This window comes from Seohaeicola zhoushanensis, from assembly GCF_014656415.1.
GTDB classification, from domain to species: domain Bacteria; phylum Pseudomonadota; class Alphaproteobacteria; order Rhodobacterales; family Rhodobacteraceae; genus Seohaeicola_A; species Seohaeicola_A zhoushanensis.
This window is the reverse complement of sequence record NZ_BNCJ01000010.1, coordinates 84047-109930: the sequence shown is the minus strand read 5'-3', so window position 1 is coordinate 109930 and position 25884 is coordinate 84047. Positions and strand designations below refer to the sequence as shown.

The 25884-nt window shown below is 65.4% G+C and carries 27 protein-coding genes; 5 read left to right on the top strand and 22 right to left on the bottom strand.

The features are described 5' to 3' along the window. Positions 1–6: 6 nt before the first annotated feature. The 14 genes from IE266_RS16535 to IE266_RS16470 form a co-directional block, all read right to left on the bottom strand. A complete protein-coding gene (locus IE266_RS16535) occupies positions 7–435 on the bottom strand; it encodes a glyoxalase superfamily protein (RefSeq protein WP_189681217.1) in 429 nt (142 codons plus the stop codon). Further along, positions 432–1823 carry an MATE family efflux transporter gene (locus IE266_RS16530; RefSeq protein ID WP_229864196.1) on the bottom strand — a complete coding sequence of 464 codons (1392 nt, stop codon included), beginning with the start codon at positions 1821–1823 and terminating at the stop codon, positions 432–434. The genes IE266_RS16535 and IE266_RS16530 overlap by 4 nt, the downstream gene beginning before the upstream one ends. A 183-nt stretch (positions 1824–2006) precedes the next feature. Beyond that, positions 2007–2486, bottom strand: a complete 480-nt coding sequence (locus IE266_RS16525) for a prepilin peptidase (protein ID WP_189681216.1) — start codon at positions 2484–2486, stop codon at positions 2007–2009. Continuing rightward, positions 2483–3310, bottom strand: a complete 828-nt coding sequence (locus IE266_RS16520) for a helix-turn-helix transcriptional regulator (protein ID WP_189681215.1) — start codon at positions 3308–3310, stop codon at positions 2483–2485. Before IE266_RS16520 ends, IE266_RS16525 begins: the two co-directional genes overlap by 4 nt. Positions 3311–3565: 255 nt before the next feature. Further along, a complete protein-coding gene (locus tag IE266_RS16515; protein ID WP_189681214.1) occupies positions 3566–4567 on the bottom strand; it encodes a type II secretion system F family protein in 1002 nt (333 codons plus the stop codon). 13 nt (positions 4568–4580) lie between these two features. Next, complete coding sequence (locus tag IE266_RS16510) at positions 4581–5555, bottom strand: type II secretion system F family protein (protein ID WP_189681213.1); 975 nt, start codon at positions 5553–5555, stop codon at positions 4581–4583. Positions 5556–5558: 3 nt separating this feature from the next. Next, on the bottom strand, positions 5559–6944 hold the full coding sequence (locus tag IE266_RS16505; RefSeq protein WP_189681212.1) for a TadA family conjugal transfer-associated ATPase: 1386 nt from the start codon (positions 6942–6944) through the stop codon (positions 5559–5561). Between the two features lie 17 nt (positions 6945–6961). After that, a complete protein-coding gene (locus tag IE266_RS16500; RefSeq protein WP_189681211.1) occupies positions 6962–8164 on the bottom strand; it encodes a CpaE/TadZ family protein in 1203 nt (400 codons plus the stop codon). A gap of 10 nt (positions 8165–8174) precedes the next feature. Beyond that, positions 8175–8837 carry a TadE/TadG family type IV pilus assembly protein gene (locus tag IE266_RS16495; protein ID WP_189681210.1) on the bottom strand — a complete coding sequence of 221 codons (663 nt, stop codon included), beginning with the start codon at positions 8835–8837 and terminating at the stop codon, positions 8175–8177. Further along, the gene (locus tag IE266_RS16490) at positions 8834–9328 is read right to left on the bottom strand and encodes a TadE/TadG family type IV pilus assembly protein (protein WP_189681209.1); all 495 of its coding nucleotides are present in this window, start codon (positions 9326–9328) and stop codon (positions 8834–8836) included. Before IE266_RS16490 ends, IE266_RS16495 begins: the two co-directional genes overlap by 4 nt. A 5-nt stretch (positions 9329–9333) precedes the next feature. Beyond that, complete coding sequence (locus IE266_RS16485) at positions 9334–10794, bottom strand: pilus assembly protein TadG-related protein (protein ID WP_189681208.1); 1461 nt, start codon at positions 10792–10794, stop codon at positions 9334–9336. A 25-nt stretch (positions 10795–10819) separates the two neighbouring features. Beyond that, positions 10820–11620, bottom strand: coding sequence for a Flp pilus assembly protein CpaB (gene cpaB, locus IE266_RS16480; protein ID WP_189681207.1), 801 nt, complete (start codon positions 11618–11620; stop codon positions 10820–10822). A gap of 28 nt (positions 11621–11648) precedes the next feature. After that, on the bottom strand, positions 11649–11828 hold the full coding sequence (locus tag IE266_RS16475; RefSeq protein ID WP_189681206.1) for a Flp family type IVb pilin: 180 nt from the start codon (positions 11826–11828) through the stop codon (positions 11649–11651). A gap of 97 nt (positions 11829–11925) precedes the next feature. Beyond that, a complete protein-coding gene (locus IE266_RS16470; RefSeq protein ID WP_189681205.1) occupies positions 11926–12114 on the bottom strand; it encodes a Flp family type IVb pilin in 189 nt (62 codons plus the stop codon). Between the two features lie 332 nt (positions 12115–12446). Here IE266_RS16470 and IE266_RS16465 point away from each other — a divergent pair, with 332 nt between their 5' ends. The 4 genes from IE266_RS16465 (at position 12447) to IE266_RS16450 (ending at position 16755) form a co-directional block, all read left to right on the top strand. Next, positions 12447–12896 carry a MarR family winged helix-turn-helix transcriptional regulator gene (locus IE266_RS16465; RefSeq protein ID WP_189681204.1) on the top strand — a complete coding sequence of 150 codons (450 nt, stop codon included), beginning with the start codon at positions 12447–12449 and terminating at the stop codon, positions 12894–12896. Beyond that, complete coding sequence (locus IE266_RS16460; RefSeq protein WP_189681203.1) at positions 12893–14008, top strand: HlyD family secretion protein; 1116 nt, start codon at positions 12893–12895, stop codon at positions 14006–14008. The genes IE266_RS16465 and IE266_RS16460 overlap by 4 nt, the downstream gene beginning before the upstream one ends. Further along, on the top strand, positions 14005–15546 hold the full coding sequence (locus tag IE266_RS16455; protein WP_189681202.1) for a DHA2 family efflux MFS transporter permease subunit: 1542 nt from the start codon (positions 14005–14007) through the stop codon (positions 15544–15546). Before IE266_RS16460 ends, IE266_RS16455 begins: the two co-directional genes overlap by 4 nt. A gap of 102 nt (positions 15547–15648) precedes the next feature. Beyond that, positions 15649–16755, top strand: coding sequence for a PepSY-associated TM helix domain-containing protein (locus IE266_RS16450; RefSeq protein ID WP_189681201.1), 1107 nt, complete (start codon positions 15649–15651; stop codon positions 16753–16755). Positions 16756–16822: 67 nt separating this feature from the next. Here the strand turns inward: IE266_RS16450 and pcaF are convergent, their stop codons facing one another. The 3 genes from pcaF to IE266_RS16435 are packed head-to-tail and all read right to left on the bottom strand — an operon-like array spanning position 16823 to position 19425. Next, positions 16823–18019: a 3-oxoadipyl-CoA thiolase gene (gene pcaF / locus IE266_RS16445; RefSeq protein WP_189681200.1), complete on the bottom strand. Its 1197-nt coding sequence runs from the start codon at positions 18017–18019 to the stop codon at positions 16823–16825. 9 nt (positions 18020–18028) lie between these two features. Next, on the bottom strand, positions 18029–18706 hold the full coding sequence (locus tag IE266_RS16440) for a CoA transferase subunit B (protein ID WP_189681199.1): 678 nt from the start codon (positions 18704–18706) through the stop codon (positions 18029–18031). Further along, on the bottom strand, positions 18706–19425 hold the full coding sequence (locus tag IE266_RS16435) for a 3-oxoacid CoA-transferase subunit A (RefSeq protein ID WP_189681198.1): 720 nt from the start codon (positions 19423–19425) through the stop codon (positions 18706–18708). The genes IE266_RS16440 and IE266_RS16435 overlap by 1 nt, the downstream gene beginning before the upstream one ends. A 110-nt stretch (positions 19426–19535) precedes the next feature. On the opposite strand from IE266_RS16435, the gene IE266_RS16430 reads away from it, so the two are divergent. Next, positions 19536–20297, top strand: coding sequence for an IclR family transcriptional regulator (locus IE266_RS16430; protein ID WP_189681197.1), 762 nt, complete (start codon positions 19536–19538; stop codon positions 20295–20297). A 12-nt stretch (positions 20298–20309) separates the two neighbouring features. On the opposite strand, the gene IE266_RS16425 is transcribed toward IE266_RS16430, so the two are convergent. Genes IE266_RS16425 through IE266_RS16405 form a run of 5 tightly spaced genes read right to left on the bottom strand, consistent with a single transcriptional unit; the run spans position 20310 to position 25836 of the window. Further along, positions 20310–21413, bottom strand: coding sequence for a mandelate racemase/muconate lactonizing enzyme family protein (locus IE266_RS16425; RefSeq protein WP_189681196.1), 1104 nt, complete (start codon positions 21411–21413; stop codon positions 20310–20312). Between the two features lie 9 nt (positions 21414–21422). Then, positions 21423–23036: a GMC family oxidoreductase gene (locus IE266_RS16420; protein ID WP_189681195.1), complete on the bottom strand. Its 1614-nt coding sequence runs from the start codon at positions 23034–23036 to the stop codon at positions 21423–21425. Next, positions 23037–23861: an ABC transporter permease gene (locus IE266_RS16415; RefSeq protein ID WP_189681194.1), complete on the bottom strand. Its 825-nt coding sequence runs from the start codon at positions 23859–23861 to the stop codon at positions 23037–23039. It lies immediately after the preceding gene. Beyond that, entirely contained in the window at positions 23861–24745 is an 885-nt protein-coding gene (locus IE266_RS16410; protein WP_189681193.1) for an ABC transporter permease, read from the bottom strand. Before IE266_RS16410 ends, IE266_RS16415 begins: the two co-directional genes overlap by 1 nt. Continuing rightward, entirely contained in the window at positions 24742–25836 is a 1095-nt protein-coding gene (locus tag IE266_RS16405; RefSeq protein ID WP_189681192.1) for an ABC transporter ATP-binding protein, read from the bottom strand. The genes IE266_RS16410 and IE266_RS16405 overlap by 4 nt, the downstream gene beginning before the upstream one ends. Between the last annotated feature and the right edge of the window lie 48 nt (positions 25837–25884).

Here is a 25884-nt window from a genome sequence, read left to right as displayed (position 1 = left end):
CATGCTCTAGGAAGGCAGGTCGACGATCAGATGCGGCACGCCATCGGAGGTGCGCCGGACCGACTGGCCCGTTGCGTCGATGGCCCCACGGATCTGGTGGCGCAGGTTCGAGAAACTCTCGAACCGCACGGTATCGACCGGCTTGTCGAGCCGGATCGTGACCTGGCGCATCTCGGGCGGGCCTGACAGCGCGACGAGCCGCCCGGTGAAGGGCTGGCCCAGGTAGCGGCCCGACACGGCTGCCCCGAGGGTCAGCTCCGGACGCGTTGCAGCCTTGCGGATGCGGGCCTGCAGCGTGTTCCAGTCCTTGGCGCCGTGCTGCACGGCGATGGCTTCCAGCGCTTCGGAGTGGCTGATCGTGGTCCCGCGCGCCGACAGGGCCACGCGCAGAGCGCGAGCCTGGGTCTTGGCCTCGTCGAGGCTTGGCAGGGTCATCGTGCTTCCTCCGCAATGTTGGCGGGCCTTCCGGTGTGACCGGCGCGCACCAGCAGGGCGGCACCCAATGCCAGAAGAATGCCATCGGCCAACGGGAAGGCAAGCCATAGGCCGTCGGAGCCTAAGCGGTGTGCGGCACCTAGCACCAGCAGGGGCGTCAACAGCCAGGGCTTTAAGAGCGTCAGCAGTGCAGTTCGCCCCGGTTGTCCGAGCGCCTGGTAATAGAGGGCCAGGACAAGGATCGGACCGGCAAATGGGTAGAACACCATCATCGGCTGCAGGATCGACCCCACGCCGGCAATGATCGCGGGATCGGTCGAGAACATCTCGGCCACAGGTCCCCGAGCCACCAGCAGGACAAGCGTCACGGCGAGACACCACAGGAACGCCACCGCGCAGGATAAGGTCAGGCCGGCGCGGACCCGGTCGGTCTGGCCGGCTCCGGCGTTATGTCCTGTGATGGTCTGTGCGGTCAGGGCAAACGCCATCTGCGGCAGGAAGGCGAGCCCGAGGATGCGGGTGACGACGCCATAGGCCGCAACGAGTGCGCCGGTATCGCTGCCGTCGAGAAAGCGCAGCGCGCCCAGCACGCTGATCGAGACCACCGCCAGGCCGATGAAGCCGAGGCACAGGGGCAGCCCCAATACGAGGATCTCGCGCCAGCCAGACCACCAATTGCACTGGCGAAGTGACCGCATCGGCACTTCGCGCGATCCGCGCAGGCGGATCGCAACGAGGAGGGCAAGACCGATGGCCTCGCTGGCGACGGTGCCCAGTGCCGAGCCTGTGACCCCGAAGTCCAGGACTACGATGAGCAGCCAGTTTGCGGCCATGTTGCAGAGGTTGAGCAACATCGAGAGCACCGCGATCAGGCTGGCTCGGCCCTCGGTGCGGAGCGCATCGGCGTGCAGTCCAAGAACCAGCCGCACCGGAAGGCCGATGAGCAGCACGAGCAGGTAGCTCCGCGTCATCGCCTCGACCCCGGCATTGCCGGCGGCGAGGTCGCGGATCAGGGCAGGGCCGATTACAAGGCCACCGGCGATGAAAGCGGCCGACACCGCCAGGGCAAGGCCATGGGCGCGGACAAAGGTGGATCGGGCGAGGGAGGTTTCGCCTGCGCCCAGGGCGCGGGCCATCAGGCTGGCCATGCCTCCTCCCACCAGAGTGGAGAGCGCGGTCATGACCATGACGGCCGGGAAGGCGAGGCTCACTGCCGCGAGGGCCTCGGGGCCGACGAAACGGCCGACGAAGATGCCATCGACGAGGTTCAGAACCCCGCTCATCGACAGGACGATGGCCATCGGGACGGCGGTGGACAGGAAGACGCGCCAGACGGGCGCGTTGAGGAACGGGTTGCTTCCGCCCTGCGGTTCGATTGGATGAGACAAGGCTCACTCCTCCGGCAAGGCATTTCCTGTGGATGGGGGCCTGCATTGCCCACCTGCGAAATGCCGCGAGGGTGAGGGGTCGTCAATCTCCGGGCTTCACCGTGACTTTCGTCCGCAGGCGGCAGGTGCCCGGCACCTTCCCGGCGCTTCTACGGGCAAGCGCCGCCTGCGGTCAAGGCACGTTCAGGCCGCGAAGACCCAGAATACGGGGAAGGTCAGCCCCGAGAGCATGATCGCCAGACCCATCGGCATGTGGCCCTTCACGCGGGCGATGGACCAGTTGCTGTAGTGGCTGAGCGCCTGCGACTGGAGCGCGAGCACGACCAGGATGCTGAACATCAGCGAGGCCGAGAATACCATTGCAAAGCCGGTCAGCCCGGCCGAGGGGATGAACAGGATAAGCGCGGGGATCATCTTGGTATCGCCTCCTCCGACCAGACGCAGAGCGAAGGCGAAGAAGAAGCCGAGGAAGACCACAGCTGCTGCGATCAGGCGGGTGCCGAATTCGCCGAAGCTCAGCATCGGGCTGGTGGCGAGGAAGATGGCAATGATGAGCATCACCAGGACGTTGGGGATGCGCAGCTCGCGCATGTCGGTCCATGCCACGGCGATCAGCACCGGCGACAGGAGCAGCAGCGGGAGGCACTCGTTCAGATGTGTCATGCTGCGTTCCCCTCGCGGTGGGAGCCGGGCGAGAAGGGCAGGGCTGACATCAGCAGGTAGATGAGGTCGCTTTGGCTGTGGGTATGGGTCTTGGCGTAGATGTTGCGCAGGTGGCTGCGCAGGGTGGACTCCGAGATGCCCAGGTCTTCGCGTGCTTCCTGTGCGCTGCGGCCCTGGCTGAGCAGCAGGCAAAGCCGGTATTCCGCGCGGCTGAGCCGGGCCGGGTTCTGCATGCTGAGAACCGGGGCGCCGGGCTGCGCCACCTTGCGGGCGAGATCGACGCGCAGCAGGGCCTCGGTGAACTGCCCCTCGGCACGGTTCTGCCAGGTGCGGGCCAGCGTATCGGCGACGAAGGAGATCAGCGCGTGGCGGTGGGCGCTCTGACGGGTGGGGAAATGCAGCTCGAGGAAGTCGATGGTGCGGCCGGTTCCTTCAAGCGGGATCACTGCGAGGTCCCCCATCCGGCGGCGTGCGTGGAACAGCGAGAGCGCCGGATCCATCTCGTCCTCGATCACCGAGCGGAACCAAGCGGTGCCGGTGCGGGCCTTGTCGAAATAAGCGCCGAGCAGGGCGCGGGCATAGGAACGGTCGAGTGGCGCGCGCAGGTCGGGCCCGGAGGCGGCGTCGAAGCAGACCATCCCTGTCTGACCGCCGGGATTGAGCGAGACGCGGGTCACGGCCACCGCTTCGGCGCCAAGGCTTTCGGCCAGGCTGCGGAGTGCGCGGGCCAGCGGCTGCTTGCCGTGGATGGCTTCACACCAGTTTGCAATTGCCGCGATCGTGGAAATCTCCGCAGCATTTTCGGCGTGAAGGTCGCCGGACATCATTTCAACTCTATTCAACCGATCCACCATTATCCCCCCGGATTACACCGTCGATCCGGACACTGGTTCACTCAAAAAGTCGTTCGCTTGCCTTGGCCTGAAACCGCGGCCAGCGAGAATGTGTCCCCTTTGTGGCATGAAACGGGCGCAACCCGGCCCGGAATCGCTGTTTTCGCGGTTTCGGGCCGGGTTTTGGTCAATAATGGTTAATGAATTGGTTAACTCGGGTCGGATCGTTGCGACTTGCGAAACGACTCAGCCGCCCATCATGCGGGCATAGCGGATGACAACAGGGCCGACCGTGAGCATGATCAGAACCGGGAGCATTAACGAGGCCAGAACCGCCGACATCTTGACCGGAAGCTTGTTGGCCATCTCCTGCGCGCGCATCTCGCGGTAGTTACGCAGCTCGTGCGCATAGGTCGTAAGGGCAGAGGACATGTTGGTGCCGAACTGCATCGACTGTTTGGCGACGTTGGCAAAGGAGCGGACGGTTTCGACCCCCGTGCGCTGTGCCATGTCGAACATCGCGGCTTCGCGCGGGCGGCCGGCCTGGATCTGCCGCTGGACGCTCAGGAACTCGAAGGCAATGTCGGGCGAGGTGTGCATCAGCTCGTTGCCAACCCGGGTCATGGCAGCGTCGAAACCCATCCCGGATTCGACCGAGATCTGCATCAGGTCGAGCGCGTTGGGAAAGCTCTCCTCGATCCGCTGGCGGCGTTCCTTCACCCGGCCGTCGAGCCAGTAGGCGGGGCCAAAGTAACCCAGCGCGATCAGGACCGAGAGCAGTTGCAGCGTGCCGAGGTTGGTCAATCCGCCGAGGCGTTCGGTCACCGCCGCCGGCAGGTCGATACCGGGCGTGCGGCTGGCCACGATCAGGGCCAGCAGGAGACCGGGCAGAACCAGGCCGAGGAAGATGCGGACCAGGGTGAAATGCAGCAGCGCCTCGGGGCGCGCGAAACCGGCCTGGGCAAGCTTGCTTTGAAGCTCCGAGCGCTTGACGTTGTCGGCCGGGACAAAGGCCTTCATGATCTTGCCGGGGGTCACCTCGGGCGCTTTCAGAAGGCCGCGGTCAAGCCGCGCTTCGCGCCGGCTGGCGGCGATGGAGGCAAGACGGTCGGCGGCCGGATTGCGCCGTGCCATTGCGGTGGAGACGCCCCAGAATGCCAGCATCGCGCCGGCGGCAAGGCCGGTCAAAGGCAGCATCTCGGCGGTCAGACCGTATTGGTCGGCGTAGGTTGCAAAAACGTCCAGCATGTTGTGCCTCCGTTCAGATCCGGAATTCGACGAGTTTCTTGAGGATGAGCATATTGGCGATGCTCATGACGATGATTGCGGCGGCCATCGGCTTGAACATCGGGTCGCCCATCACGCCGGCGTAGTAGTCGGGCGCGGTGAAAGAGGTGAACCCGAAGATCACCACCGGCAGCGACGACAGGAACCAGGCCGAGAGCCGCCCCTCGGACGAGATCGCGCGGATCTTGCGGCGGATCGCGATCCGGTCGCGGATCGTCCGCGAGAGGGTCTCGATCACGCTGGCCAGGTCTCCGCCGGTGCCGTGCTGGATGCCGATGCTGGCAGCGAGGTAATAGACATCCTCGATGTCCACGCGCTCGGCGAATTCCTGGAAGGCATCGGGCAGGTCGTCGCCATAGTTGACCTGGTCGAAGACGATGCCGAACTCGGTGCCTATCGGGTCGGCCATCTCGCGGGCGACGGCGCCGATCGAGTTATTGAGCGGATGGCCCACCTTTAGGCCGCGGGCCATCATGTCCATCGCGTCGGGCAGTTGGTGCAGCAGCTTGGTGGTCTGCGACTTGCAGCGCGCCTTGACCACGACGACCGGCAGCGCCAACCCGATGGTCAGCGCCAGGGGCAGGGCCAGCGTCGGGCCGAAGGTGACGACGATTGCGGCGAAGACCAGGATGGTCAGCAGCACGCAGATGGCGACGAATTGGTCGGCGCGAAGGGTGAGGCCGGCGCGGCGGAGTTGATGCGGCAGGTCGCCGACCAGGGGCAGGCGGCTTAGGATGCCGCGCTTGGGCGCCGGTTTAAGCAGGGCAAGCAGTTCGGCGGTATTGCGTCCCTTGGCGATCATGCGCATCCGACGGCTCTTGGCCTCGGCATGGTTCTCGCGGCGGCTGAACAGTTGCGCGCCGCCGGTGAAGACCAGCAGCACGCCAAGCGCGATGCCGCAGTAGATCAGATAGGCCAGGTCCTGGTCGGTGAAGGCGGGCATGGTCATCGCTTATGCCCTCCCGGCCTGGAACAGCGTGTGGTCGAGGTTCACGCCCGCCGCGATCAACTCGTCGGCGCAACGCGGGCGGATGCCGGTGGCGGTGAACTCGCCCAGGATCTCGCCGCTGTCGCTCTTGCCGCGTTTGCGGAAGACGAAGATGTCCTGCATGGTGATGACGTCGCCCTCGATGCCGGTCACCTCCGAGATGCTCATGATCCGGCGCTTGCCATCGGCAAGACGGTTGAGCTGGAGGATGAAGTGCAGGCCCGAGGCGATCTGCGCGCGGATGGCGTGCAGCGGCAGCTCCATGCCCATCATCGAGACCATCTGTTCCAGGCGGCCCAAGGCATCGCGCGCCGTGTTGGCGTGGACCGTGGTCATCGACCCGTCATGGCCGGTGTTCATCGCCTGCAGCATGTCGAAGGCCTCGGCGCCGCGCACCTCGCCGACGATGATGCGGTCGGGGCGCATCCGAAGGGCGTTGCGCACCAGGTCGCGCTGCATCACCGCGCCCTGGCCGTTCGGGTTGGCCGGGCGGGTTTCCAGCCGCACGACGTGCTCCTGCTGCAGTTGCAGTTCGGCGGCGTCTTCGATGGTGACGATGCGCGACCGGTGGTCGATCGAAGCGGAGATGGCATTGAGCATGGTGGTCTTGCCCGAGCCGGTGCCGCCCGAGATCAGGATGTTCATCCGCGCCTCGACCAGCCCGCGCAGGAAGCGGGCGGCCTGGGCGTTCAACGCGCCGGTCTCGACCAGCCGGTCGAGCGTCAGCGGCGATCGCGAGAATTTGCGGATCGAGATGCTGGGTCCGTCGATGGCGCAGGGGCGGATGATGGCGTTGACGCGGCTGCCGTCTTCGAGGCGGGCGTCGACCCAGGGGTTGCTCTCGTCGATCCGGCGGCCGATGCGCGAGACGATCTTGTCGATGATGCGCAGCAGGTGACGCTCGTCGCGGAAGCGGGTGTTGGTGCGCTCCAGCACGCCGTGGCGCTCGACGAAGACGTCCTTGTGGCCGTTGACGAGGATATCGTTGATCGTTGGGTCGGCCAGCAGCGGTTCGAGTGGGCCGAGGCCCAGAACCTCGTTCATCAGCTCGTCGACGATGCGGCGGAAATCCTCGCTGCGCATCGGCGTGTTTTCCGCAGCGAGCACTTCACTGGTCAGCGCTGCCACTTCGCGGCGCAGCTCCTCGGGTACAACCTTGTCGATCACGGAGAGGTTCAGGCGGTCGAGCAGAGCGTCGTGCAGGCGGCTCTTCAGTTCGAGCGAGCGTTGCAGTTCGCGGTCTTCCTCGGGGGCGGGCTGGACGACGGGGGCCTCCTGAACCGGGTTCAGCATGATGACCTTGCTGTCCGGGGCGGTTTCGTGGTCGCGCTTGGAGAAGTGCTTGAACATGTCCTGTCCCCTGTCCTTCAGTGTGCCTTGGCGACAGATGCCGCCTGGACGAGTTCCTCGGTAAGATCCCGCGCCAGGCGGGCGATCGCCTTGTTCAGGCCCGAACGCGCAGCCACCTGAGAGAGCGGTTTGCCCCGGTCCGCGGCCTCGGCGGCGGCCTTGGGATCATGCGGCAGCCAGTGGCGGAACTTGCGCTCCAGCACCTTCGCAGCCTCGGTATGATGGCGGCCCGCGATCAACGGCTTCTTTTCGTGGTTCATGATCACCTCGACCTGCAGGCCGAGGTTGTCCTCGCGGTAGATGTCGATCAGGCGGCGGGCCTGCTGCACCGAGGGGACCGAGCTGTCGGAAACCAGCAGCAGGCGGTCGCTGAGTTGCAGCACGGGCGAGATCCATTCCACCAGCGCGCGGGGCAGGTCGACGACGACGTAGTCGTGGCTCGCCTGAAGGGTCTGGATCATCGCCAGCACCTGCACCTTGTTAAGAGTGTTGAGCGGCGCTATGCCGGCCGGCGCGGCCAGGACCGAGAGGCCGGAGGCGGTTTGCGCCATGGCCTGTTCGAGGAAGGTTGCGTCCGGGACGACATTGTCCATCGCCATGGTGTAGAGTGCCGGGTTCGCAGCGACGTCGAGGAAACTCCCGATGGCGCCGAACTGGAGGTCGAGGTCAACCAGGGCAACGCGGCTTTTGGCGGTCTTGCGGAAGTGGCCACTGCGGTGCAGCAGTTGGTCGGCGAGGTTGACGGCAACTGTCGTGGCTCCGATCCCGCCCCGGGCCTGCGCGATCGAGATGACACGACCGGGTTTTGCTCCGTGCGAGCCAATGGCCTTGGCAGGGGCCGAGAAGCGGCGGATGGTCTCTTCCAGTTCCTGCGGCTGCAGGGTGTCGGGCAGGACATCGCTTACGCCAGCGTTCGTGAGGCGACGGATATCGGCAAGCGTGGTGCCCGCATCGCAGAGCGCCAGCACCTTGGCCTTACGGTTCGGCTGCGAGGTGATTGCCTGCACCGCGTCGAGATCGGCCTCCCCATCGGCCCCGGTTCGGAAGATGATCATGTCGTGCGATCCGGCAAGTTTCAGCGCCGTGCCGTTGATGCCGGCCAGCGTGCCGTCAAGACGGTCGACCTTGAAACCGGGCATCTTCTGCAGCAGGTCCACGACAACGCCGGAACTGGCGTCCTGGGGAGCGATGACTGCGATGGAGGGTTTCTGAAGAGTCATGTCCTTCTCCTCATCCGTTGTTGCCGAGCGCCAGGTCCTCACCGGGCATCGAGACGCTCATGTTGGGGAACCGCACGCTGTTGCCGAGGCCAGCAGGCGCGGGGGTGCCGCTGGCCAGCGCGGCGAGCGCGCCCAGCGGAGAGACGAACTGGAACCAGATTTCGTCGAGCTCGACCGTGACGACGGGCACGTAGGGGCCGCCGAGGAAGCCGAGGTTCTGGTCGTAATCGTAGCGAAAGCGCAAGTTCGAGATCGCGCTGTCATTGGGCAGGGTGACGCGGACCAGATTCCAGATTTCGGTTGCGGTCGCATTGTTCGCGTCGCCGGTGCAGGTGACGGTGGCGGGCGCTGTGCAGACGTTCGCCCCGGCGCTGCACGAGGTGCCATAGGCCGGGGGCAGCGCGTTGGGGTCCACCGCGCCGCGGGTGTAGTTTGCCGGCAGTCCGGGGCAGGCGGCGGGGCGCACGGCGGCAATGCGGGCCGCGACATGCATCGCGCGCTCGGTGGTCACGTAGTGGAAGGCCATGCGACCGAAGTCGATCAGGCCGAAGAAGATCAGCAGGAACAGCGCCAGGACCAGCGTCAACTCCACAAGGGTCGTGCCGCTTTCGTCGCGGCGCAGCCGGGCAGCCTCGTCGCGCAGGCGTTTGATATGAAGGGCGAGCCGTTTCATGTGCCGAACACCCGGTTCTGGTCGCGGACGGTGGTGGTCACGGTGCCGAGGGTGCCGCCGTTGAAGCCGAAGATCGACGCGAAGGGGAAGGTGATCTGCAGCCGGGCCGAAACCTCGACCACGCCGACGGGAGAAATGCGGTAAGTGCCGGTGATGCAGTCCAGCGTCGGGGTGACCGACAGAACGGTGACACCGGCCGGGAAGAGCGCGTTGCCGGAGATCGACTCGCGCACGATATCGCCGACGGTGTCGGCATATCCGGCCAGGCTACCACCGTCCGAGCAGATGTTCTGCGGCGCGGCACGGGCGACGTACCGGGCCGCGTCACGGACACCGGCCACCACGGTCTGGTAGGACCACATCAGCCGGCCACCCTCGATGATGACGGCGAAGAGCAGCAGCAGGATCGGCAGCAGGATCGCGAATTCGACCAGGGCGGCGCCGGTCTCGTCGCGGCGGAGGCGGTTCATAAGTGTTTGGGGACAGATCATCGCGCTCACCTGTACAACTGCACGACATCGCGGAAGATGCCGCCGGTGGCACCGACTCCCGCACCGCTACCGCCGGCGCTGCCGACGATCTCGCCGTATATCTGGAGCTTGGAGTTGTAGGTGCCGACCGGTTCGGTCAGGAAGATCTTGAAGAACTCCTTCACCGGCACGTTGGTGGTGGCGCCCTTGATGCTGTTGGCCGCGCAGTCGATCCCCGCTGCGACGATAACGCGGCGGTCCGGGTCGGCGCTCTGGTTGTTCGAGCACATCGGGCGGCCGGTTTCGGCTTTATCCGAAAGGATCGAAGTGCTTGACCCCGCGCCGCCATGGGCTTGGATCTCTGCGCGATAGAGCGCATAGCGCGTCTTGGCGTTGCTGTCGGGGTCGGCGCCGCCATGGTTGATGTTCACATAATCTGCGCGGGCCGCGGTCCAGTTGCCGTTGCCAATCCGATCGTCGCAGTCGTCGCAGAGGTTGGTGTCGCGGGGCAGGGCCATGGTGTCGGGCGAGGCCTGACCATTGTTGGAGATGCAGCTGCCGCCTTTGCCCTTGGGCACGACGCCCTTGATGACATTCGGTGCGGGGGCATAGTCGGGGTTGTTCTTTTCGCCGTTCATGATCGACTGGTAGATGTCGAAACGGGTATTGAAGATCGCGTCCTCGATGCCGGATTTCTGGCCCGGCTCCATGTCGACGCCGCGCATGTCGAAGCACTGGGTGATGCTTCCGATGGCGCCCAGCAGGCAGGCGTCCAGCTTGACCCCGTTGAGGCCCTTGCAGGGGCCGTCGCCGTCGACCTCGATCTTGGCCGGGTCGAGGAAGCCGAAGTCGCCCGGCCCCCAGGCCGCACCGTTGCCGCCCGCGCGCAGGCGGATCATCTTGCCGACGTTGTCGTCGGCCTTGAACTCCGGGCCAGGCAGGCAGAACATCAGCGGGGTTACGTCGCAGGCGTATTGGGTGAAACCGGCAATGGCCGTGGCCGTGGCCAGTTCGTTCATTCCGGTGCCGCCGGTGAGCGCGGCAAAGGCGGCCGCGAAGGTGCCGGAGACGGTGGTGTCGTTCACCTTGACGCGGGCATAGACCGCCCGGCGCGGATCGGTGGTGGTGGCGGTTGCGGCAGCGGTATCGCTGGCGGGCAGGGTGCTGAGGAAGGTCAGCGTGTAATCGTCCGCGCCCTGGAGCAGGCGGTCGCCATTGCCGAAGGTCTGGCGGTCGGAGATCAGGTTTGCGGCCGCGGCGGTGGCACGGGTGATGGCGTCATCATTGCCGTCGAGTTCACCCGCCGCGGCCAGTGCGACGCTGTCGGCGAAGGACTGCAGGTCCGACCGGGTGATCCCGAGGCGGCCGAGATCGAAGGACAGCGCCACGATGCCCAGCAGCATCACGAAGCTCACGCCCCAGAACACCAGCAGTGCTCCGGCCTCGTCGCGGAGGAAGCGGTCCACCGATGTTGCGAGGCGTTTCATAGCATGGGCTCCGGGTGCGCGCCGATCAGCGCAGTTCGGTGGTGGAAACGATGTTGCCGCGGCGGACGACCACGGTTTTCACGGCCTCCTGCTCGGGAACGGGGGAGAGTTCACGCAGCACGTCCTTGAGGCCGATCGACTCGAGCGGAGTGTCATTGGATGCCTCGAGTGTGCGCAGGGTCAGGCTCAGCGTGCCCGCGCTTTGCGCCAGGGCCAGGCGCTGGCCTTCCTCGGGGGTCACTTCGACGGTGACGGTGCGGGCAACTTCAGGTGAGTCCACCTTGACGTCGGCGGTCTGGTCAATCCCGATGACGCGGGTGTTCTGCAGGATGGTGACGGTCTTCAAAGACTCGTTGCGACCCTGGGTCAGCAGGATGTCGACACGGTCGCCCGGAGTCACGAAGCCGGCGACGCCGGTCTCGGCGTTGACCTTGATCGACATGGCGCGATGGCCCGCCGCCAGCGACTGGACGATGGTGACCTTCTCGCCGAAGTCCGAGACCATGGCGGCATTCAACGGCTCGCCCTGGTTGATGGCGCGACGTGCGCGACGCGGCTCGTTGCCACCCTTGGGCAGGAGAGTGGCGATATCTGTGATTGCGCCCGGCGGCACGAGGTCGGCGGGCCATTCAGCGACACGCAGCTTGGCTGCCTCGATGACGTTGCCGAAGGCAATGTCCTGGGCAGCCATGACGACGCTGACGCTCTGCGGTTTGACGGTGGCGGGGCCGCCCATGCGACCCTCCAGATAATCCCGCGCGGAATAGGCCGATCCCCCTGCGATGGCGAGGCCGGCGGCGAAGGTGATGAGGGAGGCAATGCGCATGGGAATGTTCCTTTGTGTCAGGGGGCGGTCAGTGGGGCATCTGTTCGCCGGCGGCGGAAATGATTGGCGAAACCGAGTTGCCCAAGGCCAGCAGCGCGCCCGAACCGACGACGATAGCCAGCGTGAGGGCTACTCCGGTTTCGACCAGAGTGACTCCGGCCTGGTCTTTGAGAAGTCGGCGCAGCTGTTTCAGGCGAATTGTCGGCATATCTGGGTTCTTTCCTGGAAGGGTTCCTGTGACTGCCGCGCTCGGCAGCCACAGGGAAATTCCCGCGGGCATAACGCCCGCAGGATGCATGCTGCGATCAGTTGGCCGGAACCACGAGCTGACCGCTGGCAGCGCCCATCATGCCGCCGACGTCGTCGCCCAGGGTGGTCAGGGCACCAGCGCCGAGGCCGACAGCCAGGGTCAGGGCGATACCGTATTCGACCAGGGTCACACCTTTCTCGTCCTTGCGCAGGCGGAGGGCGGCGTTCTTGATGAAATTGATCATTCTTGTCTCCATTCACTTGTTACTGCCGGACATCCGGCTGTTGATGGCGTACCGACCCAACCGACCGGTCACCTGAGGACAAGAATTGCAGTGTCCGGCGACCGTACTCTTCCCCTGAACCTGCGAGTTCTTCGCGCTCAGGTTGAATTATTCCGCGAAGACGTCCTGTTCGGGCAGTTCGGTACGAATCTTCCTGCGGAATTTGGAATCAGCTTCGAACTGCTGGACCGGACTGTATTGGCTTGGGGCAATCGCACGGCAACCGATCAGAGCATGCCCTTGCTTATAATACGGACCAATACTATATGCGTTCGTATTAAATCTGAGTCTGGATGACGATGCAAAACCTGGGATTGATGCTGCACGACGCGGCGCGCCTGATGAAAAGCGAGTTCGAGCGGCGGGCGAAGGGCCATCGGTTGTCGCTGATGCAATGGCGCACGCTGGGTGCCTTGGCGCGCAGCGATGGCATGTCGCAGGTGGCCTTGGCTGCTCGGGTGGAGGCCAGCCCGATGACCATGAGCGATATCATCGACCGGTTGGAAGGAGATGGCCTTGTCAGCCGCGAGACCGATCCTTCGGACGGGCGCGCCAAGCTGGTGCGTATCACTCAAGCGGCGCAGCCCATCGTCGAGGAGATGCGCGGCATCGCGACAGAGGTCTACGCGACCGCGCTGGCCGGCATCGCACCCGAAGATCTCGACGGGCTGACCCGCGCCTTGCAGCAGATCGTGACAAATCTCGAGGCGAATACGGCCGAGAAGAAGGAAAACGTGGCATGAACGCCCCCGCGAAACCCGTCGAAACCGCCTCGGAACCCGTCAAGAGGGCCGCATCGCCGCAGGAGGCTCCCGCGAAAAAGGCCGCTCCCGCGCCGAAGCGCGGCAAGCGCCGGATGCTGATGATCTCGGTGCCCCTCCTGCTGGCGATTGGCGGTGGTTATGTCTGGCTGACCGGCGGGCGTTATGTGACCACGGACAACGCCTATGTGCACCAGCCAATGGTGAGCGTTTCCTCGGATGTCGCGGGCCGGATCGTCAGCGTCGAGGTGGCGGAAAACCAGCATGTCGCGGCCGGAACCCCGCTGTTCCACCTCGATCCCGAGCCCTACCGTATCGCAATGGACGAGGCCGATGCCGCGCTGGCGGCCGCGCGCCTTTCGGTGACGCAACTGCGCTCGGCCGTGGCCACCGCGCAGGCCAAGTTGGTGGCAGCCGAGCATATCAAGAACGTGCGTGACCGCGAATACGAACGCCAGCAGGCACTGGAAAACCGCGGGATCTCGTCCTCGGCTGCCTTGGACGAAACTACGCGCGCCGTCTATACTGCCGAAAACGACGTGAACCTTGCGCGCGAGGGCGTGGCGGCGGCCGTTGCCGCGCTTGGCGGCGATGAATCCATCGCGACCGATGACTTTCCCGCCGTGCGCGCGGCGCTTGCGAAACGCGAGGCGGCCGAGCGGAACCTGCGCAAGGCCGAGGTGGTCGCCTCGGTTTCCGGTATCGTCAGCCAGGTCGGCAGCCTGAACGTTGGTCAATACGTGACGCCCGGTGCGAGCGTCGCGAGCATCGTCGAGAACCAGGACACCTGGATCGAGGCGAATTACAAGGAGACCGAGCTTGAAACGATCCGCATCGGTCAGCCGGTCGAGGTCGAGATTGACGCCTATCCGGGCGAGAAGCTGCATGGCGCGGTCGAAAGCATCGGCTCGGCCACCGGGTCGCAATTCGCGCTGATCCCGGCGCAGAACGCCACCGGCAACTGGGTGAAGGTGGTGCAGCGGCTGACCGTGCGTGTCAGTGTTGACCCTGACGAGGCCCATCCGCTGCGCAACGGGATGAGCGCCACGGTCTCGGTCGATACCGGGGCCTCGCGGCTCGACAAACTGAGATGAGCACGGCACCGGTCCTGTCGAAGCCCGCTCTGGAGGTTCCGAACCCCGGTTGGCTGACGGCTGCGATCATGGTCGCCACGGTGATGCAGGTGCTCGACACCACCATCGCCAACGTGGCGCTGCCGCATATGGCAGCCAGCCTGGGCGCGGCGCAGGACGAGATCACCTGGGTTCTAACCTCCTATATCGTCGCCTCGGCCATCGCCACGCCGCTCACCGGATGGGTCAGCGACCGTTTCGGCCGACAGGCGGTCTTCGCGGTGGCCATCGGTGGCTTTACCCTGGCCTCGCTGGCCTGCGGCATCGCCACCAGCCTTGCGCAGATGGTGCTCTTCCGTGTCGTGCAGGGCATCTTCGGGGCGGTGCTGATCCCGTTGGCCCAGGCGGTTATCCTCGACATCAACCCGCGCGAACGGATCGGGCAGGCGATGGCGATCTATGGCGCCGGCATCATGGTGGGGCCAATTGTCGGCCCGACGCTGGGTGGTTGGCTGACAGAGACCTTCAACTGGCGTTTCGTCTTCCTCATCAACCTGCCGGTGGGCCTGATCGCGCTGGCCGGTATCCTCGTGTTCCTGCCGAAAGGCGGCCTAAAGCAGCGGCGGTTCGATTTCTTCGGCTTCGCCATGCTGGCCCTGGCCATCGGTGCGCTGCAGCTGATGCTCGACCGGGGCGAGGCGGTGGACTGGTTCGCATCGCTCGAGATCTGGCTCTATCTCGGTGTCACCATCAGCGGGTTCTGGGTCTTCGTTGTGCATTGCTGGACCGCGAGCAATCCATTCATCGATCTCAAGATCTTCGCCGACCGCAATTTCACCATGGGACTGGTCTTCATTTTCATCGTTGGGCTGACTCTGTTCTCTGGTCTGGCGCTGCTGCCGCCCCTTTTGCAGAACCTGCTAGGCTATCCGGTCATCACCACCGGCCTGGTGATGGCACCACGCGGGGTCGGGACGATGATCTCGATGATCCTGGTGGGTCGTCTCGTGGCGAAGTTCGATCCGCGGATGCTGGTCGCCTTCGGCCTCGCCATGACCACCTGGTCGCTCTGGATCATGACCGGCTTCGACGTGGTGATGGACAGTGACCTCATCATCTTCTCCGGGGTGATCCAGGGGTTCGGCCTCGGCTTTGTCTTTGTGCCGCTGTCGACGCTGACCTTCGCTACGCTCTCCTCCGAGTTCCGGGGCGATGCCACCTCGCTTTTCAGCCTGGTTCGCAACGTCGGCTCGGGCGTGGGCATCTCGATCGTGACGACAGTGCTGGCGCGGATGAGCATCGTTAACCACGAGGAACTCGCCGCGCGCTTGACCATCGACGTGCCGCAAGTGGCGGCGCGGTTGCCGGGATTGCTGACGCACAACCCGATCACGATGCAGCAGGTCAACGGATTGGTGAACCAGCAGTCGGCGATGATTTCCTACGTGGACAACTTCCTGCTGATGATGTTTTTCACGATGGCTGCCTTTCCCATCATCCTGCTTCTGCGCCGTCCGGGTGGTGCCGTCGCACCAAGCGGGCCGCCGGCGGAGCATTGACGGGATCCCCGACGGAAGAAACGCACAACAGCTATCGGATCTTGCGACGGAACGGCGGGCCGCCGACGTTAAATTTCCAAAAGAGACAATAATCGGGACATCATGAGACGCGTATTCTTCTGGAGCCACTTCGCCCTGGGGCTGGTGGCGGCCCTTTTCATTTTCGTCATGTCGGTCACCGGCGCGCTGCTCTCGTTTGAGAGCCAGGCCACCAACTGGGCAAGGAACGCAGCGATTACGGCACCCTCGGATGCGGAACCGCTTGGGTTGGCGGGGCTGATCGCGGCGGCTGAGGCGCAGGGCGCGGCACCGGGCCAGACACTGACCATCGCCAGCGATCCCTCGAACGCGGCGCAATTGGCAAAGAGCCGGCGCGACGTGGTCTGGCTGAACCCCTATGACGGCTCGGCGCTCGAAGACCCCGCGGTCGCGGGTTTCTTCGGTTGGGTCGAAGGCGTGCACCGCTGGTTCTCGCTGGCCGGCGGGCGCAGCGCGATTGGTGGCTGGCTCATGCAGGCGGGGAACCTGGTCTTTGCAGTGATCTTGCTGACGGGGATCGTTATCTGGTGGCCGAGGAAGTGGAAATGGTCCTTCCTGCGACGGCAGATCGGCTTCCAGAAGGGACTGCCGACGCGGCAGGCGCGGTATTTCAACTGGCACCACGTGCTGGCCTTCTGGTCGTTGGTGCCGCTGCTGGCGGTGGTCCTGTCGGGGGTGCTGATCTCCTATTCCTGGGCCAGCGGTCCGGTCTACGCCCTGTTCGGCACTGCACAATCCGCCGAACAGGCCGTGGTGCGCGATGCAACCGAGGTGCAGGCGGGCGGCGGGGAGATGCCGCTCGACCAACTGGCTGCACTGGCGGTGGAGGGGCTGAACGACTGGAAACGTCTTTCGATCACGCTGCCGGGCCCGCAGGACGAAACGGTGGATTTCGTGGCCGACCGGGGCAACGGTGTCGCGCCCTATGCCAAGGACACGATCCGCGTGACGCGCGATGGCAGCTCAGTCGAGGTGCTTCTGCCGGCACCGACAAATCCGCGCTTCTTCGTGCGCTTCCTGCACACAGGCGAGGTCTTCGGGATGACCGGGCAACTGCTCGCCGGACTCGCGTCCGTCGCGGCGGCGGTGCTGGTCTATACCGGTGTATTCCTGGGGATCGGCCGGCTGCGGCGGATGCAACTGCGGCGTCGGCAAACGGCGTGCGCCTGAGCGTCATCAGGCAAGCGACTGATGGGAAATTGAAAAGGCCCGCGACAATCTCGCGGGCCTTTTGCTGTCAGAGGCGTTCGAGGGCGATTGCGATGCCTTGGCCGACGCCGATGCACATGGTCGAGAGCGACTTCTCGCCGGACTTGAGGTCGAGCATGGCGCTGCCGGTGATCCGCGCGCCGGACATGCCGAGCGGGTGGCCCAGGGCGATGGCACCGCCATTCGGGTTCACGCGGGCGTCGTCATCGGAAATACCGAGGTCGCGCAGCGTGGCGAGGCCCTGGCTCGCAAAGGCCTCGTTCAGCTCGATCACCGAGAAGTCGTCCGGCGTCAGGCCCAGGCGCGCCATCAGCTTTTTCGACGCGGGCGCGGGCCCAAAGCCCATGATCCGCGGGGCCACACCTGCGGTCGCACCGCCCAGCACGCGGGCGATGGGGGTGAGCCCGTGCTTCTTGGCTGCCGCTTCCGAGGCGAGTATCAGCGCCGCGGCGCCGTCGTTCACACCCGAGGCATTGCCCGCTGTGATGGTGCCACCCGCCTTGACGAAGGCCTTCAGCTTGGCCAGCGCCTCGATGGTGGTGGCGCGGGGATGCTCGTCGGCGCTGACGACGATGGGGTCGCCCTTGCGCTGGGGCAGGCTGACCGGAACGATCTCCTGCGCGAGCCGGCCGTTGGCCTGCGCCGCTGCAGCCTTGGCCTGCGAGCGCAGCGCGAAGGCGTCCTGGTCCTCGCGCGAGACGTTGAAGTCCTCGGCCACGTTCTCGGCAGTCTCGGGCATGGAATCCACGCCGTATTGCGCCTTCATCAGCGGGTTGACGAAGCGCCAGCCGATGGTGGTGTCGTAGATCTCGTTCGAGCGCGAGAAGGCGCTTTCGGCCTTGGGCAGCACGAAGGGCGCGCGCGACATGCTCTCCACCCCGCCGGCGACCATCAATTCGGCCTCGCCGCACTTGATGGCACGGGCGGCGGTGATGACGGCATCCATGCCCGAGCCGCAGAGGCGGTTCATCGTGGTGCCGGGCACTTCGACCGGATAGCCTGCCAATAGCGCCGACATGCGGGCGACGTTGCGGTTGTCTTCGCCGGCCTGGTTTGCGCAGCCGAAGATCACTTCCTCGATTGCGGCCAGGTCAAGGCCCGGGTTGCGTTCGGCCAGCGCGCGCAGCGGGATCGCGCCCAGGTCGTCGGTGCGGACCGACGACAGCGATCCGCCGAAGCGGCCGATCGGGGTGCGGATATAGTCGCAGATGAATACGTCTTGCATGGTACGTCCTCAGTCGAGTGCGGGCACGATCAGGTCGGCGAAGTCGCCTTCCACCTGCAAGGGGGCGCCCGTGACCGCCTGCAGTTCATCGAAGGTAAGGCCTGGCAGCTTCTCGCGCAGCACGAAACGGCCGTCGCGGATATCGACTACGGCGAGCGAGCTGTAAACCCGGGTCACGCAGCCAAGCCCGGTGAGCGGGAAGGTGCAGCTTTCGACCAGCTTGGGCTTGCCGTCCTTGGTGACGTGCTCGGTCACCACCGCCACACGCTTGGCCCCGTGCACCAGGTCCATCGCGCCGCCCACCGCCGGAACGCCCTTGGACCCCACGCGCCAGTTGGCGAGGTCGCCGTTCTGGGCCACCTGGTAGGCGCCGAGCACCGCGAGATCGAGGTGCCCGCCGCGCACCATGGCGAAACTGTCGGCGTGGTGGAAGATTGCCGCGCCGGGGTTCAGCGTGACCGCCTTCTTGCCGGCATTGATGAGATCCCAGTCCTCTTCGCCGTCCTTCGGCGCGGGGCCGAAGCCGAGAACGCCGTTCTCGGTGTGATAGACCACGTCACGGCCCTCGGGCTGGAAGGTGGCGATCATCTCGGGGAAACCGATCCCGAGGTTCACGTACCAGCCGTCCTGAAGATCCTGCGCGGCGCGCCAGGCGATCTGGGCATTGGAGAGTTTGGTCAGGGTCATCAGGCGACAGCTCCCGAGCGCACGAGCACTTCTTCCTGTTGCGGGTTGGCGACCTCGACAAGGCCGTCGACGAAAATGCCGGGCGTGACCACCGTTTCGGGGTCGATATCACCGGGGGCGACGATGCTGCTCACCTGCGCGATGGTCCGCGCGGCGGCCATCGCCATGATCGGGTTGAAGTTTCGACCCGCCAGCCGGTAGGTGAGGTTGCCCATGCGGTCGCCCACATTGGCCTTCAGCAGCGCGACATCGGCCTTCAGCCAGTTCTCGCGCACATACATGCGGCCGTCAAATTCCTCGACGGGTTTGCCCTCAGCCAGTTCGGTGCCGTAGGAGGTCGGGGTATAGAAGGCCGGGATGCCAGCGCCGGCGGCGCGGATGCGTTCGGCCAGCGTGCCCTGCGGCACCAGTTCCAGCTCGATCTCGCCGGCGAGGTATTTCTCGTTGAAGGCCTCGGCGTTGGACGACCGTGGGAAGGAGCAGATCATCTTGCGCACCATGCCCGCCTTGATCATCGCGGCGATGCCGATGCTGCCATTGCCGGCGTTGTTGTTGACGATCGTCAGGTCGCGCGGGCTGCCGGTCTCGCGGAAGCGCGCGAGCAACGCGTGGATCAGCTCGACCGGCGCGCCCGAGCCGCCAAAGCCGCCGATCATCACCGTCGCGCCATCGCCGATATCGGCAACAGCGGCGGCGAGCGAGGGGAGTGTCTTGTCCATGGATCACCGTGCCAGTTGAATTGGGCATTGCTTAAGATCGAATTGGGTTGCTGCACAGGCGGATTGTGCGGATTATGATATTTGTTCATTATTTGTAAGGCTTCGTGCGCATGGCGATCAAACCGACCGATTTCGTGGGATCCCTGGCCAAGGGCCTGGCCGTGCTTGAAGCCTTCGGACCCGATCGGCCCAGGCTCTCGGTGGCGGATGCGGCCTCCGCGACGGGACTCGACCGCGCCTCGGCCCGGCGCTGCCTGCTGACGCTTGCGGAACTGGGCTATGCCAGCCACGATGGCAAGTTCTTCACGCTGACCCCCAAGACCCTGCGCCTTGGCAGCAGCGCGCTGACATCGATGCCACTGGCGCAGGTGGTGCAGCCCTGGCTCGACCAGCTGTCCGAGCGCCTGGGCGAGTCGGTCTCGGTCTCGATCCTGGACGAGACCGAGATCATCTACATCGCCCGCGCCGCCCAGCGTCGGGTGATGACGGTCGGGCTGATGCCCGGCTCGCGCCTTCCGGCGCATTGCACCTCGATGGGGCGTGTCCTGCTTGCGGCTATGCCCGAGGCCGAGGCGCGGAAGATCCTTGCGCGCTCTGACCTGACCCCGCGCACGATCCGCAGCCTGAGCGACCCCGATACGATCATGGCGATGGTGGCGCGGGTGCGGGACCAGGGTTACGCGGTGAACGACCAGGAGATCGAGATCGGCCTGCGGTCAATCGCGATACCGCTGTTGGCCGAGGGCGGTCGGGTCGTTGCGGCGATGAACGTCGGCGTATCGGCGGCGCGGGTGGAAGTCGCCGAACTGGTCGAGCGCATCCTGCCGGCACTGAAGCAGGCGCAGGACAACATGCGCAGGGTCCTGCGCTGACGCCTGGCCGGGTCAGCCGATCTCGCTGACCTTGTAGGTCGATTTAGCCAGCCACTCGGGGCAGATTTCGACACCCCAGCCCGGCGCATCGGTCGCCCGGGCCTTGCCGTCCTCGATGGCATAGGGCGAGGCGACGAAGAGCCCTTCCTGCCAGGGGTAGTAATCTGCCCCCTCGATCGAGAATTCGAGGTATTTCCCGGCATTGGGGATCGCCCGCAGCAGGTGCATGGTGAACAGCGTCACCAGCCCAAGGTTGGCGCAATGCGGCGTGACCGGCAGGCCCGCGGCCTCGGCCATGCGCACCACGCGCATCGTCCGGCACATGCCGCCAAGATAGAGGATATCGGGCTGGACGATATCCACCGCGCGCATGTCGATCATCCGCTTCCAGGTTGGCAGGTCGCAGTCCTGCTCGCCCCCAGTGACGGCGATATCCAGTGTGTCCGTGACCTGCTTGGTCTGTTCGAGTTCCCAGTAGGGGCAGGGCTCTTCGTAGTGCTCGAAGCCTTCGCCTTCGAGGATCCGGCCGACCTCGATCGCCTTGGCGGGCGAATAGCAGCTGTTCGCGTCGATCAGCAGCGCGGCCTCGGGCCCCATCTCGCGCCGCATCAGCGGGATGATCTCTTCGGTGCGGCCCGGCCATTCGTCGCGGTTGCGGCCGACTTCGGCGCCGGCACGCACCTTGAAGGCATCAAAACCGAACTGGTCGCGCAGCCGTTTCAGCCGATCGGCCTCGGCTCGCGGGGTGATGTCGCGCTTCATCGACGAGGCATAGGCCCTGACCGTGCCCGCCGACCCGCCCAGCAGCTCGGCCACCGGCTTGCCCGCCAGCTTGCCGCGCAGGTCCCAGATCGCGGTATCGACCCCGGCCATGGCCCGGCGCAGGTAGCTGCCAGGGAACTTGTGCTCGCGCTCGGTGACGATATCGAGCAGGTCGTCGAGGTCATCGGTCTCGACCCTCAGCATCCAGGGCGCGACCTGGCGGTGCAGCACCTGCTGGGTGATGTCGGAATTGTAGGTCGACATCTGGCCCCAGCCCTGCGAGCCATCCTCGGCAGTGACCCGAACGAAGCCGATATACTGGTTCGCGAAGGTCTCGATCTTCTTCAGTTTCATTGCGGTTCCTTATCGCGCATCGGCGCGGATCAGGTCCGACGCCTTTTCGCCCACCATGATGGCGGGGGCATTGGTGTTTCCGGTGGGAATGGTCGGGAAGATCGAGGCATCGGCCACGCGCAGCCCTCCGACGCCATGCACCCGCAGGCGGGCATCGACAACCGAAGTCCCGGCATCGCTGCCCATCCTGCAGGTGCCACACTGGTGGAACACGGTCCAGGCCTTCTGCCGGATGAAGGCGGCCATGGCCGCGTCGTCCTGGACCTCGGGGCCAGGCGAGATCTCTTCCTCGATCACCGCGCGGAAGGCCGGTGCGGCGGCGATCCGGCGCATCAGCCCCATACCGGCCAGCATCACCGCGCGGTCGTAGTCGGTGTCGAGATAGTTCGGATGCATCTCAGGGGCGGCGAAGGGATCGGGCGAGCGGATCTGCAGATAGCCCTTGCTGGTTGGTTTGCAGGGGTTGAACCCCAACAGCATCCCTGGGAAGGGGTCGGGGCTCATCAGCGGGCGCACGCCCACCGGGGCGCGGGTGTAGGAAACCGGCGAGAAATACATTTGGATATCGGGGCGGTCGGCCCCCTCCATCAGCCGCAGGAAGCCTCCGCCCTGGTTCAGACTGAGGCTGAGCGGCCCCTTGCGGGTCAGTAGATACCGCAGGGCGACCTTTGCCTTGCCGAGAAGCGGACCAAGCTCCTGGTTCAGGGTCGGCACGTTCACGCGGTACAGTGTATCGGACCCGAGATGGTCGGACAGGTTGCGCCCGACCTGGGCGTTGTCATGCACGACGGCGATGCCGTGGCGCTGGAGCAGGGCACCCGGACCAATCCCCGAAAGTTGCAACAGCTGGGGCGAGTTGATCGCACCACCCGCCAGGATCACCTCGCGGCTGGCCTGCGCCGTCAGCAGCCGCCCGCCGCGCCGGTATTCCACGCCGGTCGCGCGGCGGCCGTCAAACAGCACGCGGGTCACATGGGCGGCGGTCTCGAGGCTCAGGTTGCTGCGCCGCAGGGCAGGGCGCAGGTATCCCCGCGCGGCAGAGGCCCGGAAACCGCCCCGGGTGGAGATCTGGTAGAAGGTCGCGCCTTCCATCTCGGCGCCGTTGTAATCGGGCGCGGTGGGAAAGCCCGCCTGCTCCATGGCCGCGAGGTAGGTGCGGCTCAGCGGATGCGCCTCGGCCGAGATGTCATGCACATGGATCGGGCCGCCCTTGCCGCGCAGGCCATCCTCGGCGCCTTCCCAATCCTCGATCCGGCGGAACAGCGGGGCGACGTCGTCCCAGCCCCATCCTGGCGCGGCGGCGTTCCACTCGGCGTAATCGGTGGGATGCCCGCGCACCCAGACCATCGCGTTGATCGACGACGACCCGCCCAGCACCTTGCCGCGCGGCCAGTAGCTGCGCAGCCCGTCGCGGTTCGGATCGGGTTCGGTGGTGTATTTCCAGTTGAAGCGCTGGTCGTAGAAGACCTTGCCATAGCCAATGGGCATCTGGATCCAGGGGTGCATGTCCGAACCGCCGGCCTCCAGCAGCAGCACGCGCGCGCGGCCGCCCTCGCTCAGCCGCGCAGCAAGGACCGACCCGGCCGATCCCGCGCCCACGATGATGTAGTCGTATGTGCCCAATTATTTCCCGGCCCCGCCTCGTCCGAACACCTGCGCAAGAATCATCGCCAGCGTTGTCACCACGATCATGATTGTCGAAATCGCCGCAATGGTCGGGTCGATCTGGTCGCGCAGGGCGTTGAACATGTTCCGAGTCAGCGTCGGATTGTCCCCGCCCGAAACGAACATCGCAATCACCACCTCGTCGAATGACGTAAGGAAGGAGAGCAGCGCCGAGGTGACCACCGCGAAACGGATCTGCGGCAGCGTCACCGTCAGGAACGCCTTCCAGCGCGGCGCGCCCAGGCTGCGTGCCGCCAACTCCTGGTTCATGTCATAGCCCTTGAGCGCCGAGCCGGTCACGATCAGCACCAGCGGCAGGGCGAGGATCGTATGCGCCATCACCAGCCCGGTGATCGTGTAGAGGATCTTGAGTTTCACATAGGCATAGAAGGCACCGATCGCGACCAGCACCACCGGAACCATCATCGGGGTGATGAGCGTGACGAAAGCCAGCTGGACCAGGCCAAACCGCGAGGCATGGAGACCATAGGCCGCCACCACGCCGATGGGCGTGGCGACCAGCATGGTCAGGAAGGCGACCTTGACCGAGGTCCAAGTCGCCTCCATCCACTCGGGCGAGGACAGGTAATGGCGATACCAGCGCAGCGACCATTCCTGCGGCGGAAACTCGAGATATTGAGAATCCGAGAAGGACATCGGGATCACGATGAGCGTGGGCGTTACCAGCAGCACCATCACGACGATGGCGAAGACATAGAGCCACAGACGCTGCAGATGCGTGACCTGTGTCTCGGAGGCGGGACTCTTCAGCCAGGACCACATCAGTGCCCACCCCCGGCGATCTGTTCGAGGCGCAGGAACCGCGAGGCCGCCCAGAGGATCAGCACGGTTATCCCGAGCAGAACCACGCCCAGCGCACTGGCCGCGCCCCAGTTCACGAAGAGCTCGATATTGGAGACGATCTTCATGGACACGAGGATGACACGACCGCCGCCCAGCACCGCCGGTGTGACGTAGAACCCGAGGCAGAGCACGAAGACCATCAGCGCCCCCGCGAAGAGGCCCGGCGTCGTAAGCGGCACGAAGACGGTCCAGAAGGCCCGCGTCGGCGAAGCGCCGAGGTTCGATGCGGCCTTGAGATAGTCGCGGTCGATCGAGCGCATGGCGCCATAGACCGGCAGGATCAGGAAGGGCAGCATGATGTGAACCATACCGATCAGCGTGCCGGTCATGTTGTGCACCATCTTGATCGGCTCGTCCCAGAGCCCGAGCGAGATGGCCCAGCTGTTCACCAGCCCCTTCTTCTGGAGCAGCACCAGCCAGGCATAGGTGCGCACCAGGAGTGAGGTCCAGAAAGGTAGCAGCACGGTGATGAGGCAGAGATTGGCGATCCGCACCGGCAGGCAGGACATGAAATAGGCCAGCGGATAGCCGATCAGGATGCAGAGCCCGGTGGTCAGAAGGCTGACCTCGAATGTCGTCACGAAGATCCGGAAATAGGATTTCTCGTCGATCATGCGCACGTAATTCTCAAGCGAGAAATTCCCGTCGGCCCCTATGAAGGAGACGTAGAACAGCCAGCCGACCGGGATCACCATCACGACAAGCACCAGCAGCAGCGCCGGCGAGGCCAGCCCGAAGAGGGCAAGCCGTTCGGCCGCCTCGTCGCGCCGCAGGCCGGCGGCGTTGAGATTTGTCGCACTCACCGCCGCACCTCCTCGCCGTCGATCAGCACCGTATCGGCGGGGTCGAGGCTGAGCCGGACGCGCTCGCCGATGGCGGGCAGAGCCGAGACCGTGCCTTCACGGATCGCGCCACGCATGGCGATTTCCGAACCGTCATCGGTGCGGGCATAGAGGAGGAAGCTGTCGCCCTGGTAGACCACCTCGCTCACTGTGGCAGCAAAGAGGTTCAGCCCTTCGCCCGATCCCTCGCGCAGCAAGCGGATGCGTTCCGGCCGGATCATCAGCAGCAGGGTCGGGCTGTCGGGAACCGGCTGGGCCAGGATCAACTTCTGGTCTCCAAAGACCACGACGTCGCCCTGACGGCGGACCGGCAGGAAGGAACTGTCGCCGATGAAGTCGGCGACGAAACGGTTGGCCGGCTGGTTGTACAACTCGCGCGGGGTCGCAAGCTGCATGATCCGGCCATGGTTCACCACCGCGATCCTGTCGGACATGGTCAGCGCCTCGCGCTGGTCGTGGGTCACGTAAACCGTGGTCATCCCCAGCTTTTCATGCAGGTGGCGCAGTTCGATCTGCATCCGGTCGCGCAGCTTCTTGTCCAGCGCCGAGAGCGGCTCGTCCATCAGCAGGATGCGCGGCTCGAACACGATCGAGCGCGCCAGCGCGACCCGCTGCCGCTGCCCGCCCGAAAGCTGGTCGATCCGCCGGTCGCCATAGCCGCCCAGCTGAACCGTCTCGAGCGCGCGCTCGATCCGCCTGGCCGCCTCGGCCTTGGGAACGTTGCGCAGGCGCAGCGGATAGCCGACGTTGCCGGCGACGGTCATGTGCGGAAACAAGGCGTAGTTCTGGAACACCATTCCGACGTCGCGCAGGTGCGGGGCCGTGCGGATGACCTCGCGCTCGCCGAACTTCAGGCTGCCCCTGTCGGGCCGGGTGAAGCCCGCGAGCACCATCAGCAGCGTCGTCTTGCCCGAACCGGAGGGGCCTAGCAGCGTGAGGAACTCACCGCTACGGATGTCCAGCGAGACATCATTCAGGGCAAAGACCTTGCCATAGGTCTTGGTCACGTTGCGCACCGAGATCGGCAGCGCGTCCTTGGTGGTCTCGGTCACTGTATCAGCCTTGCCAAATGGGGCGGCGAAACCGTTCCGCCGCCCGTT